A 17,548-nucleotide genomic window follows, 5' to 3' on the forward strand; every position below is an offset into this window, starting at 1 on the left:
ATCACGCCTACTGTTAATTTTTATCCAACAACATGTGGGTCCTTTACTTGTTGCGACGCAGCCTGTAATGCATAATCCAGATCTGAAATTAAATCATCCACATGTTCGAGTCCGACTGAAAATCGGAATAATCCATCGGTAATCCCTCGTTTATCTCTTTCTTGCTTTGGCATTGCAGCATGAGACATAGTAGCTGGATACGAAAGAATAGTTTCTACTGCTCCAAGACTTACAGCGAATACTGGCAGGCGAATTTGTTCAACAAATGTTTTCGCTTTAACTGAATCTTTTATTTCGAACGAAAGGACTGCCCCTGAACCTTTTGATTGGCTGTTATGGAGGTCATGTCCTGGATGGTTAGGTAATCCAGGATAAAATACGTTCTTAATTAATGGATGATTAGTTAAATAGGCAGCTATTTTCAGTGCTGATTCAGATGATTGCTTAAGACGGGAACCTAACGTTTTGATGCCTTGAATTAACTGATAGGAATCCTGTGCGCCAAGTATGGAGCCGAAGGAATTTTGAATAAAGGCCAACCTTTCCCCAAGCTCTTCTGTGTTTGTAACAGCCAGACCTGCAATAATGTCACTATGGCCAGACAAAAACTTAGTCGCACTATGGAGCACAATATCCACACCAAGGTTAATTGGCTTCTGGTAAAGTGGGCTCATGAAAGTATTGTCGAGAAAAGTTAGGCAGTCATTCGCTTTGGCAATTTTAACAATTCCATTAATGTCAGTAATGTTTAGACATGGGTTTGACGGTGTTTCGATATAGATGACTTTTGTATTGGGTTTAATTGCATCGTTAACCTCAGTTAGGTCTGTCATATCTACAAAGGTGTGATCAATTTTAAATTTAGTAAGTACTTCAGTTACAAATCGGTAAGTACCTCCGTACACATCCGTTGATACTAGAACATGGTCACCAGCTGAAAGCAGCATAAAGGATGACGAGATGGCAGACATTCCAGAAGCAAATGCTAAGCCACGGGCACCTTCCTCTAATTGGGCTATCTTTTCTTCCAGCGCTTGCCTTGTCGGATTTCCCGAACGGCTATAATCAAATGGCCCAAACGCATCAAAGGATTCCTGGTGATAGGTTGATGACAGATAAATCGGCACATTTACGGCACCTGTTCTCTGTTCAACGTCCAAATTTGATGGAGCATGAATTAGTTCTGTTTCCAATTGATCCTTGTTATTACTCATTCCTTGTCTTCCCCCTTTTTCAATGATGAAAATACGTTCTTCAAATCTGTAATTAGATCTTCAGCTTGTTCAATGCCAATAGAAAACCGTAATAACCGGTTATCGATTCCTCGGAGTGCTCGTTCTTCTTCCGGTATCTCTGCGTGGGTCTGTGTTGCAGGATACGTAATAAAACTTTCAACCCCGCCAAGGCTTTCTGCAAAAGTAATCAATTTAAGGCGTTCTAAAAAGGGCTCAACCCAATCTGCCTTCTGAAGGCGGAACGAAAGCATTCCACCTTTCCCCGGATACAGTACGTCAGTAACTCCTTGTTCATTTGCTAAGTATTCCGCTATTTTCCGTGTGTTTTCATCGTGCTGCTTCATCCTTAGTGCAAGTGTCTTGAGGCCTCTAATAATCAGCCATGAATCAAAAGGGGACAAAACAGCACCTGAAGCATTATGGATAGTAGCCAATTTGTCGCAGATTGCCTCTCCTTTCGCAACGACTAAGCCTGCGAGAACATCATTGTGTCCGCCAATAAATTTAGTTGCACTATGAACTACGATATCAGCGCCAAGTTCAAGCGGCTGCTGGAAATAAGGAGTCAGGAATGTGTTGTCAACTATGAGTAACAGGTCATGTCTATCAGCAAGTGCTGCATATTCCTTAATATCTATTTCCTGCATTAACGGGTTTGTTGGGGTTTCAATGAATAATGCTCTCGTTTTTGGTGTGATTAATTTCTCAGTCACGGCAACATCTTTAAACTCCGAATAGGTTGTCTTTATATCATAGACATCATCGTAATGCTGAAGTAAACGGTATGTACCACCATAAATGTCTTCTGGAACAATGATTTCATCACCTGAACGGAAAATGGAAAGAACTAACTGGATGGCTGCCATTCCGGAACTGCAGGCATAGCCGCTATCACCGATTTCCAGCTTTGCAATTCCTTCTTCCAAGATAGCTCGCGTTGGATTTTTTGTACGTGTGTAGTCGTATCCAGTAGATTTGCCAATCCCTTCATGCTGGAATGCTGTTGATAAATAGATAGGCGGATTGACTGCACCTGTCGTTTTATCACTATTATTGCCTAGTTGTGCTAAGTTGGTTTGGATACTTTTATCTGACATATTAATCATCCTTTTCATGAAAAAAATTAGAGACCCTCTAGATAAGAAGAAGGTCCCTAATAGCGCAAACAATCTTCTCATCTTCAGGTAACTTGTTACCTTTTGGATTTAGCACCGGACCAGTTATGGCGGGTTGCTGAGACATCACAGGGCCAATCCCTCCGTCTCTCTTGATAAGAAATATATGTAATTGTTAAATACTTGATTTTTCTTACTTTAATACAAATGATTGGATAATGCAATAGATAATTGCAATTTATTTGGTTTATTCAGCCATTTCCGTTTTTCTGTTAGAAAAATATCATGGGAATTATTTTCGAAAATAGAGAAGGAATTTTTATAGAGAATATTGAATACTTTACCATGGAGGTGTAGAAACAATGACTGACCAATATGCTGTAGAAATTGATGCAGTGATTGAGTACATTCGTGAAAATATCCAAGAGCCCCTGCCCCTTTCTCATCTAGCTAAGTATGTAGCTTATAGCCCGTATCATTTTTCCCGTATATTTAAGCAAAAAACTGGCCTTCCGCCACATTATTATGTTTCTTCCCTCCGTTTGCAAAAAGCAAAAGACTTATTGTTACATACGAATTTAAGTGTTCGTGATATAGGAATGGAGATTGGACAACAAAGCTTAGGAACCTTTACAACTAGATTTACTGAACGTATAGGCGTAACACCGGCTGAATTTCGGAATTCAGCGGTTCATGCAGACTATCGATTACGCAGGTTAAAGGGGCTAAATGATTGGACTGATAGTTTACTATTAACTTCAAATACACATGCAAAGGTCGAGGGGACCGTTCATGCGGATGCTTCTTTTGAAGGGGTTATTCTTATCGGCTTATTTGCAAAACCGATTCCAGAAGGCCTTCCTTTATATGGGACGCTACTTTCTTCATTGGGTACTTTTTGTTTTACAGGTGTCAAACCTGGCAAGTATTACTTGATGGCTACATCTGTATCCTGGGAAATGCAGGCAAGGGATATACTGCTCCCGTACTCAACATTACGCGCCAGGTTGAAGGCCCCGATAATTATTAAGAGAAACACAATTGTTCCGCATCAACATGTGACACTTCGTGAACCACAACTTGATGATCCTCCGATCCTAGTGTCGATCCCTCTCTTAATGAATAATTTTCTAAATCGAGTATTAAAGAATTAGCAATCTCATAATCCAATATTTACAGGATATGTTGTTCTTGCATTTCACAAGGATGTTCTTTAATAAAAATTTTAATTATAAGGAGGAGCAACGTGAAAAAACAAATACTATTCATTCATAGTGCTGGACCACAAGGTGAACACGAAGGAAGCTCTGATTTTATAGTGTATTTGCAAGATAAACTAAATGCTGAATATAATTTGATAATTCCTGAAATGCCTAACCCGGAAAACCCGGAATATACAGCATGGAAGGAGCAGCTTAACAAAGAGTTTGCGGCATTAGAAGGTGAAGTTATTTTGATTGGGCATTCTTTGGGTGGATCGGTATTATTAAAATATCTATCTGAAGAAGATTGCCAAGTTAAGATATCCAGTTTACACAGTGTCGCAGCACCATACTGGGGTAAAAATGGTTTTTGGGAGAGTGAAGAATTTACGCTCTCCGAAAATTTTGTTGCAATGCTTCCCCCTATACCACAAGTGTTTTTCTATCACAGTCGCGATGATGAAGTAGTTTCATTTGATCATTTTAAGGATTATACAAAAAAACTTTTAACTGCAACTCCACGAGCAATTGAAAGCAGGGGACATTTATTTTATAATGGATTGCCTGAACTTGTGAATGATATTAAAGGTCTGTAGATTGATAAGTTAATAATAAATATGGATGGGAGATACTCTGAGGGGTTCTCCCTCTTATATTTCATTTCTTTAATTTTTAGGGCAGGAATTTAGGCTTGGTTACTATTTAAACGTTGGGGCAAATTCTATTTAGATTTAATAATTAAAGGGTTTTTTATGTTAAAGTAATCAATAGTGAATAATATACTTTAGCAGCGTAGTTTACATACACTTTATCTGAACAGTGGGTATGTACTAGGTGATGACTATTTATGGATAAAAGGAGTAGATTTTTATGGAAAAATATAAACCAGCTGGGTTCTGGATCAGATTCCTGGCAAACATAATTGATGGAATTTTGATATATATAATAGGAGCAATTATAGCTATTTTAATTAATGACGAACGTTTTTTCAGTTCACCAGGTAACGAAGCAAATACTTGGTATTCATCGCCATCCGAAGACATATCAAATCTAATTTATGTCGTTGTTTTTATAATTGTTTTCACTGCAAGCAAGTATAAAGGATCACCAGGGAAATTAGCATGCAGGATCCAAGTGCTTAATGTAGAGATGACCCAAATTAGCATGCTGAAATCAATTGGAAGATTTTTTGCGTATTTTCTCTCAGCACTTCCACTTGGTATTGGCTTTCTGATGGCAGGATGGAATGAAGAAAAGAAAGGATTGCATGATATCATTTGCAGTACGAGAGTTGTTTATCGAATTTAACGCCAGCGTAATGCAATTCGCAGCTTACAGCAATCCATGTCAGCAACTTGTGATTTGAATTCCAGTCGTAAGCCATCAGGATTGTAATTAATATCAACGTCTGATGTAATGCCTGTAGAGAGAATTAATTGCTCAACCTTTGCGGTATCTGAAACTTGAGCAGCTTTCATTAGTTCTGCATCATATTCTTGTGATTCTGCAAGTTTATTAAGAACAATGCTCGCGTCATCCATTAGTTTTTTCGTTTCATTTGCTGATTGATTTAACAGGTTGGCGTCAACAGGCGGATATTGCTGGCGACCTGGCCAATATGTGGCATTGGGATAATATGGTACATAATAATAACCTGGATAATTGACGTAATACATAAAAAAACCCTCCTTGTAAAATACATCCATTTAATTATATGCAGAAGAACTTGTTTGCGGGAATGAGCGGGGATTTATGGAAAGGATGCTGATTAAATGATCAAAGCACTCTTATTTGATCTTGACGATACCTTGCTTTGGGACAAAAAAAGTGTAAAAGAGGCTTTTAAAGCCACTTGTGAACTCGCAAAGCAAAAATATGATATTGATCCTGTTAAGCTAGAAGAGAAAGTTCGTGAAAATGCACGGGAGTTGTATGCATCCTATGATACATATGATTTTACAAAGATGATTGGAATAAATCCGTTTGAAGGACTATGGGGTGATTTTCGGGATGAGGGGGAGTCTTTTCACAAATTGAAAGAAATTGTTCCAGAATATCGTAAAGAAGCCTGGACGAGAGGACTGCATGATTTAGGAGTTGATGATCCGGATTTCGGTTATCAGCTGGCAGAAACTTTTCCTGCGATGCGAAAGAAAAATGCTTTTGTATATGAGGATAGTTTTGAGGTGCTTGATCAGTTAAAAGAGGAGTACCAACTGCTGATGCTAACGAACGGATCCCCCGAATTACAACAGACTAAGCTTGATATCACACCAAAACTCATGACCTATTTTGAGCACATTGTTGTTTCTGGGGCTTTTGGAAAAGGAAAACCAGACCCAGCAATTTTTGAACATGCACTTGAGCTTCTTGCTGTGCAGAAGGATGAGGTATTAATGGTTGGGGATAATTTAAGTACAGATATACTTGGAGCTAAGCGTGCTGGAATAGATTCCGTCTGGGTTAACCGTCATGACAAAGAATGTATTGAAGTGAAGCCAACATATGAGATTGGAGCATTGAAAGAGCTATTGCCGTTGCTGGAACGGTAAATCATGGATAATGAAGTACACTGGAGGATTAAGCGGTTATCTTTAGGTATCAATGGCATACACCTTTGGCTTTAGGATGTGATTATGCAATGTGTTGGTGGTGGGATTGCACTAGCTTTATATGGCGTAATAGCTACATTTCAAACCTTCACATCGTTCGGTAGAGTTTATGCAGCGTACGGTGGCGTTTTTATTGTCCTATCCGTTTTATGGGGATGAGGCATTGATAAGAAAACTCCTTATTTATATGATTTAGTTGGTGTTGCAGTGATGTTATTTGGACCTCGCCAGTAAAGGAAAATACTTCAAGACAATTTACTTGACCGTGTACCCCTAAGTACGCGGTTTATTATTACTCTAGGAGTTATGAATAATATTGAAATTATCTTATATATATGGTAAAGCCCAGATGAAAAATCTAAGTCAACCCTTCAGGAAGTGAGCAAATGAAGAAAGAAAAACTGATTAGAAAATATGATAAACAAGTAAAAATATATGAAAATAAACGCGCTAATCCAAAGTTTGCCGGATTGAGAAATAAAATAATAAAAAACGCATACGGAAAGGTCTTAGAAGTTGGAATTGGAGCTGGAGCGAACTTTTCTTATTATGATCGGAATAACGTTGAGATAACAGGAATTGATTTTAGTTCAGAGATGATTATGAGTGCCAAAAGAGCAGCATCAATTTCTCAGGTGAAAGCAAAATTTATACAAGAAGATATTGATGAGTTAATTTTAGAACCCAACTCTTTTGATAGCATCGTATCAACGCTTTCACTTTGCAGTTATCCTGACCCAATTGCAACATTAAGTAAATTCAACAGTTGGTGCCGTAAGGATGGGATTATATTGTTAATGGAACATGGTCTGAGCTCTAATCCATTACTTTCCTTCACCCAAAAAATGATCGACCCACTACATACTAAAATATCTGGATGTCATTGTAACAGAAATATCGATAAAATAATTGGAAAATCTAGTCTTCAGGTTGATCAAATCGAACGTTATTGGTCAGATATCATTTATTTAATTCGGGCAAAACCTACAAAGTAACAGTTCGAATTAGCTAATGGCAGTTTAATAAGGAATATAATTTTGCATATAACGTTCAGATCTAACGCGTTCATTTCAGAGGTGCAAACATTAAAAACACAATATAACACACGGGATTTCACAAGCGAAATCTCGTGTGTATTTTTATTGCTATATCAAAATTCGAAAGAGTTTTTAATGTCTATTAACAAAATAATTCACAAGAGAAAAATGAGATTTATGGTGTGAATTTAAATGTAAATTGTAATTTTCAGTAAATTTATATAAGGGAATATGGGTATTTATGTTAAAATAAATACAGAAATTGTGAAGAATTACACTTAAACTAACGCAGCAGAATAGTTTAAGAAACACGAGCAATGTTATAGGACTATTACAAAAAAGAGGAACTAATTTATGGATTTGAATTTTTTGTTTGAAGAAAAGGTTATAGAAGTTCAAGAGTTAAGTCCAGGATATGAAGACCACGCTAGCGACGTATGGTTGGTTAAAACAGAAAAAAAAGAGGTAGTTGTACGTACTTCTCGAATGACTGAAGAACCTAATAATGATTTTTGGTGGGGATGCAAAAACATATTTGGTATTGACCAAAGACGAGTTTTTGAATTGGAAAACATAAATAATACACTAAGTAATATAACTTCTATGCCAGTACCTAGAGTATTAAATAAAGGGAAAAGTTTTTCAAGGGAATTTGTGGTTGTAGAAAAGTTAACAGGTGAGGTTGTCCAATCATTTGTTGAGCAACCATCTTCTGTTGTGCAAAGTTTAGGAGAGGGATTAGCAAAAATACATAAGTATAGAAAAAATTATGTTGGGTCCCCATCTGGAATGTTTAAAATTGGATTGGAAGAATTCAATCAACATTTAAAGGATACAATGACTGAATTAGTTTCTAGATATTACAAAGAAGAAAAGGATATTAAGGATAAGCTAATTGAGATTAAGAACTTATTAGAAGATATTCCAAGTCCTGAATATTCTACATTTGTGCTAGTTGATATAGACCCTACACAGTTTTTATCTGATGGTAAAGTAATATCTGGACTGGTCGATACAGAAGCATATGTTATCGCTCCTAGAGAATTTGATTTTATTGGTCTTGAATATGTTTTAGATGAGAAATCAGCTATCGATTTTAAAATTGGTTATGAAAAAGTATTAGAATTACCAAATTTATCAAAGGTTAGAACACCTTATCGGTACTTGTATCGATTATTATCTGTTCAGGGTGATGAGGATTTAAAAGAATGGTTAAACCACAAGGAGCTATTTTAGTCGTTCTTTTCAACTATTGGGTGCTTTCCTTTAATAAGGAATTGCATTCTTGTTCAATTATAGAAGCAGGTTAGCTTAAAAAACCTATATAATTATGGATTTGCAAGAAGTCGGTATTAGTGGATTATATTTCTTTAATTACAAAAAGTAGGGTGATAAGTCAATGATAGGAATAAGTATAGCGACGAAGTGGGAATATGAAGCGACATTGGAATACTTTAGCATAAAAGATAACGAACGTTTCGGTTATCCTTATGGCGAGTATTTCATGAGAACAATTAATAATACTGAGCTTGTTTTTTATAGTACCGGTGTAAGAAAAGTAAATGGTGTTGGTGGTAATCAGTATATGATTTCTAATTTAAATTTAACTAAAGTAATCGTTGCTGGAACATGTGCAGGAATAGATGATAAGTTCAGTAATTTGGATATTTTTGTACCCGATAAAGCCGTTCAATATGATTGCACAGTAAAAGAAATTGAGCCTTTTATTAAACAATCCTTCATAGTCGATATTGATTTATCAAAATATGGAAATGATTTTTATACCGGAACAATTGGCACCGCTGATAAAGCAGTAGTTATGCGGAAGGACTATTTAGAACTTAAAGAAAACAAAATAATAATAGCCGATACAGAAGCGAGTGCAATTGCTTATATATGTAAGAAGAATGATGTTGAGTGCATTATTATAAAAGGAATATCTGATTTTCCAATAGAAGAAAGTAACTCTGATAAATTCGAATCGAACATTGAACAAATTAATATTTATTTAGAAAACACCCCCAAAGTTATGAACAAAATATTTGGCGAATATTTAAAGAGATTTATTTAAATAAATTTGAAGTTAATAGAAAGATTGTGATTGGTGATGAAACTTCTCCTCTAATGGAGTCTCCTTTGTTCTACTTTTAATAGCAAGATTGTGAAAAAATGCACTTATACTAACGGGTGCGATTGTTTAATAAGAGATGACTTATTGCACTAACTAGCAGGATAGTATAAGAAGAAAAAGTTAGGGTGGTTTTATGCTGAAAGGTAAAAGATTAACACTCCGACCAGTTGTTGAAGAAGATTGGGAACTTCGGTTTAAATGGTTATCAGACCCTGAAATCAACTCAACTTTACCATCTGGGAATGGGATCCCTTTAACTCCTAATACAGTCAGAGAACGGACACGAAAGTATGCTGAATCAAATGATAAAAGTGTCTACTTTACAATTATTAATAAAGAGGATAAGTCCATTGGAAACGCACAATTGTATAAGATTAATCCGTGAAATCGCAATGCTGAGCTAGGATTGTGGATTGGAGAAAAATCAGAATGGGGAAAGGGTTATGGAACTGAGGTAGTCGAAATTCTTGTTAACTTTGCATTTAGTCGTTTAAATTTACACAAAGTTTATCTTACTGTTGACTCAGACAATATAGGAGCGATTCGTTGTTATGAAAAGGTAGGTTTTTATAAAGATGGTGTACTACGGGATGAGGTCTTTAAAAACGGAAAATATGTAAACCGAATTTATATGAGTATCCTTAAAACTGATATAATAAAAACTTAAGAGAACTTAAAGCCGATTTAATTTTAGTGTTTAAGGGTTGATTTCTACCAGGATTTTATTTCACTATCGGGTGCGTTGATTCATTAAGAGTAATAAGCCATTTCCTTTTTGTTTAGGAAGTAATTAGCAATATTAAAAAAAGGGTGTTTAATTATGAGGTATTTATTCTACGGTACAATTAGCTTAGTTGTAATATTTATTGTTTTAACCTCACTCAATTATAATGGGTTTGGAATTATTGTTAGCTTATTTGAGTGGACAACTCGATTTATATTACCTTGGATAGCGTTATATTGGTTTATTCATCTCGTAAAAAGCAAAAAGGTGTAGGCGTTCGCTATTCAAGTAACAAGTGCTTATTTTCAAGAAGGATCAAGCACCTTACTTATTGAACCAATGGCAGCTTAGTAGAAAAAAGTTATTAGAAGTGAGGGGATATTAATCGAACACATTAAGGTTTCTCTTTCGAATGAAAGGCTATTATTAAGGGAATTCACTAAAAATGATTGGATTGATGTACATAAATACGCATCACAAGATATAGTTTGTCAATATCAACCTTGGGGACCTAATACAGAAGAAGACTCAAAAGGGTTTATTAATAAGGTGATTAAAGATGGAACCCAAGAACCGAGAACAAGGCTAGTTTTTGCAATTGTATATAATAAAAATATGATTGGAGCTGGGGAGTTTAACATTAGAGATTTCACTAACAAAGTTGGAGAAGTCGCCTATATTGTGAATCCAGATTATTGGGGAAGAGGCATTGCAACAGATGTTGCTAAGCTATTGATTAATTTTGGTTTTGAAGAACTTAAACTTCATCGTATTTATGCTACTTGTGACCCTAGAAACATTGGTTCATCAAAAGTAATGGAAAAAGTTGGTATGACACAAGAAGGAAGAATTCGTGAAGATTTGTTAATAAAAGATAGTTGGCGAGATTCTTTACTATATAGCGTTTTGGAACACGAATGGAAAGAAATAACATAACAATTTTTTTCAACTAAAGGGTGTTTTTTCTTGAATAAGGAGTTAATTTTAATGAAAAAATTGTGGTTTTTATTTTGGTTATTAGTCTTAGTTCTGTTCGTTGCTGCCTGTAGTCATACCCAGGAACCAAAAACTACTACCGAAGCAGTGATTTCACAATTGAGTAAAGAGGAATTCGATAATGTTGGAACTACTGGATTAAACAATCCTAAAAAAGATGACTTTCTCAAATTTACTTTCAACTTTGAAGTTGAACACGCTGCAAACATTACACGAAAAGTTGAATTTCCTAAACGGAAAAGTTGGAAGGAAGCTGTAAACTCGATAGATGATAAAGATAGGTTTTGGTTTGGAGAAGGTTATGAAGAGAATTCCGATGGTGAAAATTTTGCAAGATATAAGAGTGAATTTGTTTTTTACTCCAAAGGGTTGAATGAGGAAGAAATCAGGAAGGCTTTTAACTCAATCACTTTAAAACTTTATTTAGACATTGAAGAAGGAGAGACCTTTGAAAAGGAATATCAAGTTAGTGATCTAGTTAAATTTAATAACAACCAAAGTTCTTAAAGCGATGGGTGCGATTGTTTAATAAGAGATGGCTAATTGCACTAACTAGCAGGATAGTGTAGCAAGTAATGCAGATAAAAATAATATATTTTAAATCTATATGTGGGGTGAATTATGGTTTACATATTCATAGGGCTAATAATATTTGTTGTAATTTCTACAACCTATAAAATAATTAGGAAGAAAAAAGTACCCAATAACGACTTTACTCCTTATGATGATATCACTAGTGGTAAAAAATAAATTCACGTTCAACAAACAGGTGCAATAGTTAAATAAGCAGACTGACGTTAAAGTCGGTCTTTTCTTTTGTCTTTTTGTTCAGAAATTTTCGATTACGAATTGGAATATTATGTTAACATTAAATATATAGATATTGAACTAACTGGCATTTAAAGTTCAATAGGAGGCTGTTTAAATGTGGTTAAATATTATTGGTTCAATTATCATCCTTTTCATTATTGTCTTGACTATTAGAGGAATTATGAGAGACAAAAATAGTAGTAAATCAAAACACACTATCCAAAAAAATAAAGAAAAAAGTAATTCTAAAATTAAAAAAGAAATTGAAGAGGTAAAAAGAAAACAACGTCCACCCGAGATGTGAAGGAAAATAAGCTAGCGGGTGCAATCCGTCAAGAAGAAATAAGGGGGTTCTTATGAGATTTTATCTTGGGATGATTATGGTTATAGCCTTGTTGTTAACTGGGTGTGCAAACAATCAGACTGTGTCTGTAGTAGGTAAAATACACGGGGTAAACCACGAGAATAATACGGTAGTAGTCTATGTAGGGGATACATTGACAGAAAACCAAATGGAAACAATGGATTTTGACGAAAACGAAAAAAACATTGAGGCATTTCTAGTGCAAGCAGAGGAAGATACAGTGGTAAAGGGTGAAGTAGATTCTTTTAATGATTTAAAAATGGAACAGAAGGTATCCATCGAGATTAAAGGGAATTATGAAAAAGAACTGGTTACGATTGGAGAGGAGGAATTTAATGCTTACAAAAAAACTCCACTTTTTAATTGCTCTTATTTCGTATCCTATAACAATTCTTCATTTTATCTTGGGTGATTACACAAACGAAAAACTATTATCAGGTATATCATTTTTTTCAATTACTACCGTTATTTATGTAGGGTTTGTTTATTTATACTTTAAAAGTGACATAGGTAAGAAATTAGTAATGTGTGGATTACTTGTAATTGGTATGACTTCGATGTTCTTAGCCATTACAGCAGCATAAATCAAACTTCTTATTGGGATCCCATGAAAAAATTAAAACCGTTGTTATTTCTGAACAAGTAGCAAAAATTATTAAAATTAACGATAGATTTAAAGTTTGGTATAAGAATTTTAATAACTGGAACCAATTAGATGATGACAAGGTAAGTATTCAAGCATTTGATAGTAATAGTTCAGAATATGGCATTATAACAAAAAAATTAGTAAACTTAATAAATTATTTCAGTTAAGTTTTTTTATTAACGGGTGCGATAGTTCAATATCTTATGTTAAAGCAGCAGGATAGCTAAAGAGTGGTATTTATTTTTTGTTCCACAATACGATCCGGCCATTATGTTGAATAAGAAGATTTTTAGCAATTGAGAAGAAGTTCTTTGTATTTATGTTTGATAAACTATCAGGTGTGTAGGTAAATAATAGTGAAAGGAGATATTTCCATGAATCATAATTACAAAACCTCTGCGCTGCCAACCGTGGTCGACCGAACCACCTGGCAGTCCAAACTAGATGAGTTGCGGATTCGGGAGAAGGCACACACACGAGAAGGTGACGCGATCGCAGCGGCCCGACGGCGGTTGCCGATGGTCGAGGTGGACTCGACCATCCCGCTGATCGGCCCAGATGGCCCGGTCACGCTGCTGGAGACGTTTGAGGGCCGGCGCCAGCTAATCGCGTACTACCACATGTGGCACACCGGCAGACCCGCCGCGGAGCAGTGCGAGGGCTGCACCTTCTCCACGACCCACATCAACGAGCTGTCTTATCTGAACTCGCGAGACGTGAGCTACGCGACTTTCTGTCAGGGGCCGTACGAGGAGAGCTCGCGGTATCGTGACTTCATGGGCTGGACGGTTCCCTGGTACTCGGTGCCCCAGGACGCCGTGGACCGGTTGATCGCAGACCGGCATTTCGGGGTCCTGGCCAGTTATCTTCGGGACGGTGACAAGGTCTACGAGACTTACTGGACCACCGGCCGCGGCAACGAACTGATGGCACCGTCGTACGGACTGCTGGACCTGACTGTCTACGGCCGGCAGGAGTTCTGGGAGGATTCGCCCGAGGGCTGGCCTCAGCGTTGGGGCTCCAAAGGTGGTCAGTTTAGGCTGGACGGCCGCCCGACCGCCCAATGGTCTCGGCTTGAGGCCGGACACTCCGACGACCTTAACACCACGGCCACCGCCGCCGATCGACACTGCTGCCAAGACAAGCCGTGACCTAGGGGTTCCTTCGGGATAACTGAAAAATAAAATATAGCGTGATGAAAGTCCTCAAGATAGTTGTTTCAGGCACAATAAGCTATACAACACAATTGTATCAAAAGCAATCTACTTAATTTTACTTTATTTAATCATCGGGCGCGATTGTTTAATTAGCGTCTCTTTGCTTCCTCAACTAACGGGGGCTTTAATAACAAGAGATATAGAAAGAAAAATGGCTTGGAGAAATATCCAAGTCATTTTTTACTGTAAGATTAATAGTGGATATTACTTGATTATAGATGAGATGTAACTTGTGCATCACTGATTTGTACTTCACAAGTGACCTATTAAGAATTCATCTAGCGGGTTCGGTTTCCTATCACAAAACTTATAATTACATTTTATGATGTAACTAAATTATCAGTGCTATGGTAATGCAATAATGAATTATTAATTTGAGTGGTTGTTATTTAGAGTGCAAGCCTTTAGGCGAGTTGCCTTAATTGCACTTATGCAGTTAGCAAAATTGGCTTTCATAAGAATCCCTTTAACGAATGCAAAGTCTAAGTTGGTACTGTTATCATTACTTAAAAAAGTACCCTTGAATCTAAGTACATTATTTTAACAGATGCATAGGATAATTTTATAAATTGTGAAGGGATTGAGAAAAATTTATTATCCATATATGTATCCGTATCAACATCCTTACTATGTTGTTAATGTACCAATGTATAACTATGGAAGACAGTCTATTAACGGCACTTTGCCTAATGGGTTAGAACATGCTGACAGATTTGGATCGTTCTACGCTCACAAAGGTGATAACGGTGCCAAATTGCAAGATTATGGTTCGAATCCTTTTGTCATTAATATTAATGAAGCAACGAGACAAAACAATACGTTTCGTACTGCTTTATGGACGGGGACACATTTGCAGGTTACTTTAATGAGTATCAATGTCGGTGAGGATATCGGTTTGGAAATGCATCCTGACGTTGATCAATTTTTACGTGTAGAACAAGGTCAAGGAATTGTCAGGATGGGTAACAGTAGAGATAATTTAACCTTTGAACGAAATGTCTATGATGATTCTGCAATACTAATACCTGCTGGATCATGGCATAACCTGACCAATACTGGTAATATCCCTCTAAGACTTTACTCAATATATGCTCCTCCTAACCATCCGTTTGGCACAGTTCATGTTACCAAAGCAGAAGCTATGGCAGCTGAAGAAGAGCATGAGAATGGAAATACAGTTATTTCAGGAAAGACGCCAGATGAATGGGTGCAGCATACAGAATATCTGGTGGAGGAAGGATTAGAAGATGTACGAAGGGGAATAAATGCAACTCATATTCTCCAGGAATTTATTTTGATGGGAGTTCTTGTAGGGAAGGGATATTCTCCTGAAACAGCATATGAAACTGTAGAAGAATGGGAACGAACAGGAGAATCCAAACTTCTTCAGCAAAGTAAAAATATGTAGTAATATATTTATTTTCAACAGTAAGGGGGTTGTAACATTGGCACCCCTTTTATTTGTATTAGAAAACCTGGCTTATCTCCAACGAGTAAATGTAGCAGGTTAAGGACTGCTCAATTGTAATCTTTCTTCTAATGATACGGTCGTGATAATCGGCAAATGAATCCTCATTCCGTTAAATGCCTAAAAACAGTTAATTGTGAGGCCGAAAAGTGCAAATAACGGAACCAGGAACCGAAACAAGCTCAAATCAAGGAGTTTTGGGCGAATAGCGGAATGAGGATTCATATCAATCAGCACACGGATCCTCATTCCGCTAAATGACAGAGAAAATAGGAGTAGCGGGTTCATGATGAGCCAGGTAATTTTGATAAACAAAATGCACCGTAACATTACGGTGCATTTGAATGAGCCTCAATCTTTATGATAGGGAACGAAATCAAGCTTTTTCTATTTGCAACCCTATAAATCTATTGCTGTAACTTCATGAATTTCTTCCAGGGATTTTAACTCGTCTAATTCTTTTTGTTCCATATGCCGGTCAACTTTAAGCATCATAATTGCTTCTCCGCCGATGTCTACTCGATCCACTTGCATTGTTGCAATATTGATATGATGCTGGGCTAGGATACTTCCCATTCTACCGATAACACCTGGTTGGTCCTGGTGATAAATGACAACAATATGATCCTCTGGTGTTACATCGACACTGTATTTATCCACCTTTACAATTCTTGGTCCTAAGCCATTTAATAGAGTTCCTGCCACACTTCTTGTTTCTGTTGCTGTCTTCACTTCTACTGTCAGCAGGTTTGTGAAGCCTCTGGTCCGGGATGTTTTATTTTCGTTGATGTTAATTCCTTTTCTTTTAGCAAGGTAGAGGGCATTCACATCGTTTACATGGTCGCCGAGATGTCGGGTCAGTAGCCCTTTTACTGTATTTCGCGTTAATGGTGCAACTTCCACTTCAGATAAATCGCCAGCGTAATAGATGTTTACTTCTTCAACAACCTCGTCAGTTAAGTGAATGAGGAATGAGCCAAGTTTTTCTGCTAAGTTGAAGTAAGGCTCGATTTTGCTCATGATTTCATTTGGAACGGATGGCAGGTTAACTGGGTTTCTGACTAAATCTCCCATTAAAAAGCCGATAACGTCCTGGCAGACATCGATTGCAACATTTTCCTGTGCTTCGATTGTGCTAGCCCCAAGGTGTGGTGTAGCAAATACTTCCGGTAACTCTAGTAGCTTATTGTCATGGAACGGTTCTTCTTCAAACACGTCCAGTGCGGCACCGGCTACTTTTTTATCAACAATAGCGTTATATAAAGCTTCTTCATCAATAATTCCACCGCGGGCACAGTTAACAATTTGCACTCCAGGCTTCATTTGCTGGAACGCTTCAGCATTAATTAAATGCTTTGTCTCCTTTAATAAAGGTGTATGCACCGTGATAAAGTCTGCTTCTTTTAAAACATCTTCAATTGATCCGTAGCGAATTCCCATTTTATCTGCTTTCTCCTCAGTTAAAAATGGGTCATATGCCATAACGTCCATCCGTTGCCCTTTGGCTCTGGAAGCAACTTCTGTACCAATCCTGCCAAGCCCGACGATCCCTAGTGTTTTATTCTTTAGCTCGACACCGACATATTTTTTCCGGTCCCATTGATGATTTTTAAGTGCATAATAGGCTTGAGGGATTTTTCTGGATAACGACATTATCATGGCCATCGTATGCTCTGCAGCAGAATTCGTATTCCCGTTTGGAGCGTTGACAACGATAATGCCATTTTCGGTTGCTGCATCAAGATCAATATTATCAACGCCGACACCTGCACGTCCGATGATTTTAAGATTTTTGGCTTTCTGGATGATATTGCGTGTTACTTGTGTTTGACTTCTTACTAGTAAGCCATCGAAATCGCCAATTTTGCTCTCTAATTCTTCTGGCGATAGATTCGTTTCGATTACAAGATTCATATTTTCCGCATCTTGTAGAGGCTGTAAACCTTCCTCGCTTAGCGGATCTGCAATTAATATATTAAATGACATGTTAA

17 protein-coding genes, 2 pseudogenes and 1 riboswitch are annotated in these 17,548 nt (G+C 37.0%); of the genes and pseudogenes, 15 read left to right on the forward strand and 4 right to left on the reverse strand.

The genetic code is table 11. The features are described from left to right. Window positions 1-20 precede the first annotated feature (20 nt). Both BLS02_RS12990 and BLS02_RS12995 read right to left on the reverse strand, forming a co-directional pair. Window positions 21-1,214 carry an aminotransferase class I/II-fold pyridoxal phosphate-dependent enzyme gene (locus tag BLS02_RS12990; RefSeq protein WP_092493460.1) on the reverse strand — a complete coding sequence of 398 codons (1,194 nt, stop codon included), beginning with the start codon at window positions 1,212-1,214 and terminating at the stop codon, window positions 21-23. Beyond that, entirely contained in the window at window positions 1,211-2,332 is a 1,122-nt protein-coding gene (locus BLS02_RS12995; RefSeq protein WP_092493461.1) for a methionine biosynthesis PLP-dependent protein, read from the reverse strand. Before BLS02_RS12995 ends, BLS02_RS12990 begins: the two co-directional genes overlap by 4 nt. Before the next feature lie 74 nt (window positions 2,333-2,406). Next, window positions 2,407-2,512: riboswitch (SAM riboswitch) on the reverse strand. A gap of 200 nt (window positions 2,513-2,712) precedes the next feature. Between BLS02_RS12995 and BLS02_RS13000 the strand changes: the two genes are divergently transcribed. The 3 genes from BLS02_RS13000 (at window position 2,713) to BLS02_RS13010 (ending at window position 4,860) form a co-directional block, all read left to right on the forward strand. Beyond that, entirely contained in the window at window positions 2,713-3,504 is a 792-nt protein-coding gene (locus tag BLS02_RS13000; RefSeq protein ID WP_092493462.1) for a helix-turn-helix domain-containing protein, read from the forward strand. A 92-nt stretch (window positions 3,505-3,596) separates the two neighbouring features. Further along, window positions 3,597-4,148 (forward strand): alpha/beta fold hydrolase, encoded by a 552-nt coding sequence (locus BLS02_RS13005; RefSeq protein WP_092493463.1) that lies wholly within the window; start codon window positions 3,597-3,599, stop codon window positions 4,146-4,148. A 274-nt stretch (window positions 4,149-4,422) separates the two neighbouring features. Next, window positions 4,423-4,860: an RDD family protein gene (locus tag BLS02_RS13010; RefSeq protein WP_092493464.1), complete on the forward strand. Its 438-nt coding sequence runs from the start codon at window positions 4,423-4,425 to the stop codon at window positions 4,858-4,860. Here BLS02_RS13010 and BLS02_RS13015 read toward each other — a convergent pair. After that, window positions 4,857-5,228: a YuzC family spore coat inner layer protein gene (locus BLS02_RS13015; protein ID WP_092493465.1), complete on the reverse strand. Its 372-nt coding sequence runs from the start codon at window positions 5,226-5,228 to the stop codon at window positions 4,857-4,859. The two genes, BLS02_RS13010 and BLS02_RS13015, sit on opposite strands and share 4 nt — an antisense overlap. A 96-nt stretch (window positions 5,229-5,324) precedes the next feature. Here BLS02_RS13015 and BLS02_RS13020 point away from each other — a divergent pair, with 96 nt between their 5' ends. The 12 genes and pseudogenes from BLS02_RS13020 (at window position 5,325) to BLS02_RS13080 (ending at window position 15,497) form a co-directional block, all read left to right on the forward strand. Next, window positions 5,325-6,104 carry an HAD family hydrolase gene (locus BLS02_RS13020; RefSeq protein WP_092493466.1) on the forward strand — a complete coding sequence of 260 codons (780 nt, stop codon included), beginning with the start codon at window positions 5,325-5,327 and terminating at the stop codon, window positions 6,102-6,104. 93 nt (window positions 6,105-6,197) lie between these two features. Beyond that, a pseudogene (locus tag BLS02_RS19210) lies at window positions 6,198-6,398 on the forward strand (YnfA family protein); the annotation flags it as partial. A gap of 152 nt (window positions 6,399-6,550) precedes the next feature. Continuing rightward, entirely contained in the window at window positions 6,551-7,159 is a 609-nt protein-coding gene (locus BLS02_RS13030; protein WP_092493468.1) for a class I SAM-dependent methyltransferase, read from the forward strand. Window positions 7,160-7,555: 396 nt separating this feature from the next. Beyond that, window positions 7,556-8,437, forward strand: a complete 882-nt coding sequence (locus BLS02_RS13035) for a phosphotransferase (RefSeq protein WP_092493469.1) — start codon at window positions 7,556-7,558, stop codon at window positions 8,435-8,437. Between the two features lie 163 nt (window positions 8,438-8,600). After that, a complete protein-coding gene (locus BLS02_RS13040) occupies window positions 8,601-9,272 on the forward strand; it encodes a 5'-methylthioadenosine/S-adenosylhomocysteine nucleosidase family protein (protein ID WP_092493470.1) in 672 nt (223 codons plus the stop codon). 193 nt (window positions 9,273-9,465) lie between these two features. Continuing rightward, a pseudogene (locus BLS02_RS13045) lies at window positions 9,466-9,999 on the forward strand (GNAT family N-acetyltransferase). Window positions 10,000-10,449: 450 nt separating this feature from the next. Further along, window positions 10,450-10,992, forward strand: coding sequence for a GNAT family N-acetyltransferase (locus BLS02_RS13050; protein WP_092493471.1), 543 nt, complete (start codon window positions 10,450-10,452; stop codon window positions 10,990-10,992). A gap of 30 nt (window positions 10,993-11,022) precedes the next feature. Beyond that, window positions 11,023-11,559, forward strand: coding sequence for a fructose-bisphosphate aldolase (locus BLS02_RS13055; RefSeq protein ID WP_254788774.1), 537 nt, complete (start codon window positions 11,023-11,025; stop codon window positions 11,557-11,559). Between the two features lie 418 nt (window positions 11,560-11,977). Then, window positions 11,978-12,166 (forward strand): hypothetical protein, encoded by a 189-nt coding sequence (locus tag BLS02_RS13060; protein ID WP_092493473.1) that lies wholly within the window; start codon window positions 11,978-11,980, stop codon window positions 12,164-12,166. 52 nt (window positions 12,167-12,218) lie between these two features. Next, on the forward strand, window positions 12,219-12,638 hold the full coding sequence (locus tag BLS02_RS13065) for a hypothetical protein (RefSeq protein WP_092493474.1): 420 nt from the start codon (window positions 12,219-12,221) through the stop codon (window positions 12,636-12,638). Between the two features lie 608 nt (window positions 12,639-13,246). Further along, on the forward strand, window positions 13,247-14,023 hold the full coding sequence (locus BLS02_RS13075; RefSeq protein ID WP_092493476.1) for a DUF899 family protein: 777 nt from the start codon (window positions 13,247-13,249) through the stop codon (window positions 14,021-14,023). A 655-nt stretch (window positions 14,024-14,678) separates the two neighbouring features. Continuing rightward, the gene (locus BLS02_RS13080; protein ID WP_439144723.1) at window positions 14,679-15,497 is read left to right on the forward strand and encodes a cupin domain-containing protein; all 819 of its coding nucleotides are present in this window, start codon (window positions 14,679-14,681) and stop codon (window positions 15,495-15,497) included. A gap of 459 nt (window positions 15,498-15,956) precedes the next feature. Here the strand turns inward: BLS02_RS13080 and serA are convergent, their stop codons facing one another. Further along, window positions 15,957-17,543 carry a phosphoglycerate dehydrogenase gene (gene serA, locus BLS02_RS13085; RefSeq protein ID WP_092493477.1) on the reverse strand — a complete coding sequence of 529 codons (1,587 nt, stop codon included), beginning with the start codon at window positions 17,541-17,543 and terminating at the stop codon, window positions 15,957-15,959. Window positions 17,544-17,548 lie beyond the last annotated feature (5 nt).

The organism is Virgibacillus salinus (assembly GCF_900102415.1).
Taxonomy (GTDB): domain Bacteria; phylum Bacillota; class Bacilli; order Bacillales; family Amphibacillaceae; genus Lentibacillus; species Lentibacillus subterraneus.

Coding starts and splice junctions, on each gene's coding strand:
- BLS02_RS12990 (WP_092493460.1), bottom strand. CDS start 1,214: ATGAGTAATAACAAGGATCAATTGGAAACAGAACTAATTCATGCTCCA.
- BLS02_RS12995 (WP_092493461.1), bottom strand. CDS start 2,332: ATGTCAGATAAAAGTATCCAAACCAACTTAGCACAACTAGGCAATAAT.
- BLS02_RS13000 (WP_092493462.1), top strand. CDS start 2,713: ATGACTGACCAATATGCTGTAGAAATTGATGCAGTGATTGAGTACATT.
- BLS02_RS13010 (WP_092493464.1), top strand. CDS start 4,423: ATGGAAAAATATAAACCAGCTGGGTTCTGGATCAGATTCCTGGCAAAC.
- BLS02_RS13015 (WP_092493465.1), bottom strand. CDS start 5,228: ATGTATTACGTCAATTATCCAGGTTATTATTATGTACCATATTATCCC.
- BLS02_RS13020 (WP_092493466.1), top strand. CDS start 5,325: ATGATCAAAGCACTCTTATTTGATCTTGACGATACCTTGCTTTGGGAC.
- BLS02_RS13030 (WP_092493468.1), top strand. CDS start 6,551: ATGAAGAAAGAAAAACTGATTAGAAAATATGATAAACAAGTAAAAATA.
- BLS02_RS13035 (WP_092493469.1), top strand. CDS start 7,556: ATGGATTTGAATTTTTTGTTTGAAGAAAAGGTTATAGAAGTTCAAGAG.
- BLS02_RS13040 (WP_092493470.1), top strand. CDS start 8,601: ATGATAGGAATAAGTATAGCGACGAAGTGGGAATATGAAGCGACATTG.
- BLS02_RS13060 (WP_092493473.1), top strand. CDS start 11,978: ATGTGGTTAAATATTATTGGTTCAATTATCATCCTTTTCATTATTGTC.
- BLS02_RS13065 (WP_092493474.1), top strand. CDS start 12,219: ATGAGATTTTATCTTGGGATGATTATGGTTATAGCCTTGTTGTTAACT.
- BLS02_RS13075 (WP_092493476.1), top strand. CDS start 13,247: ATGAATCATAATTACAAAACCTCTGCGCTGCCAACCGTGGTCGACCGA.
- serA (WP_092493477.1), bottom strand. CDS start 17,543: ATGTCATTTAATATATTAATTGCAGATCCGCTAAGCGAGGAAGGTTTA.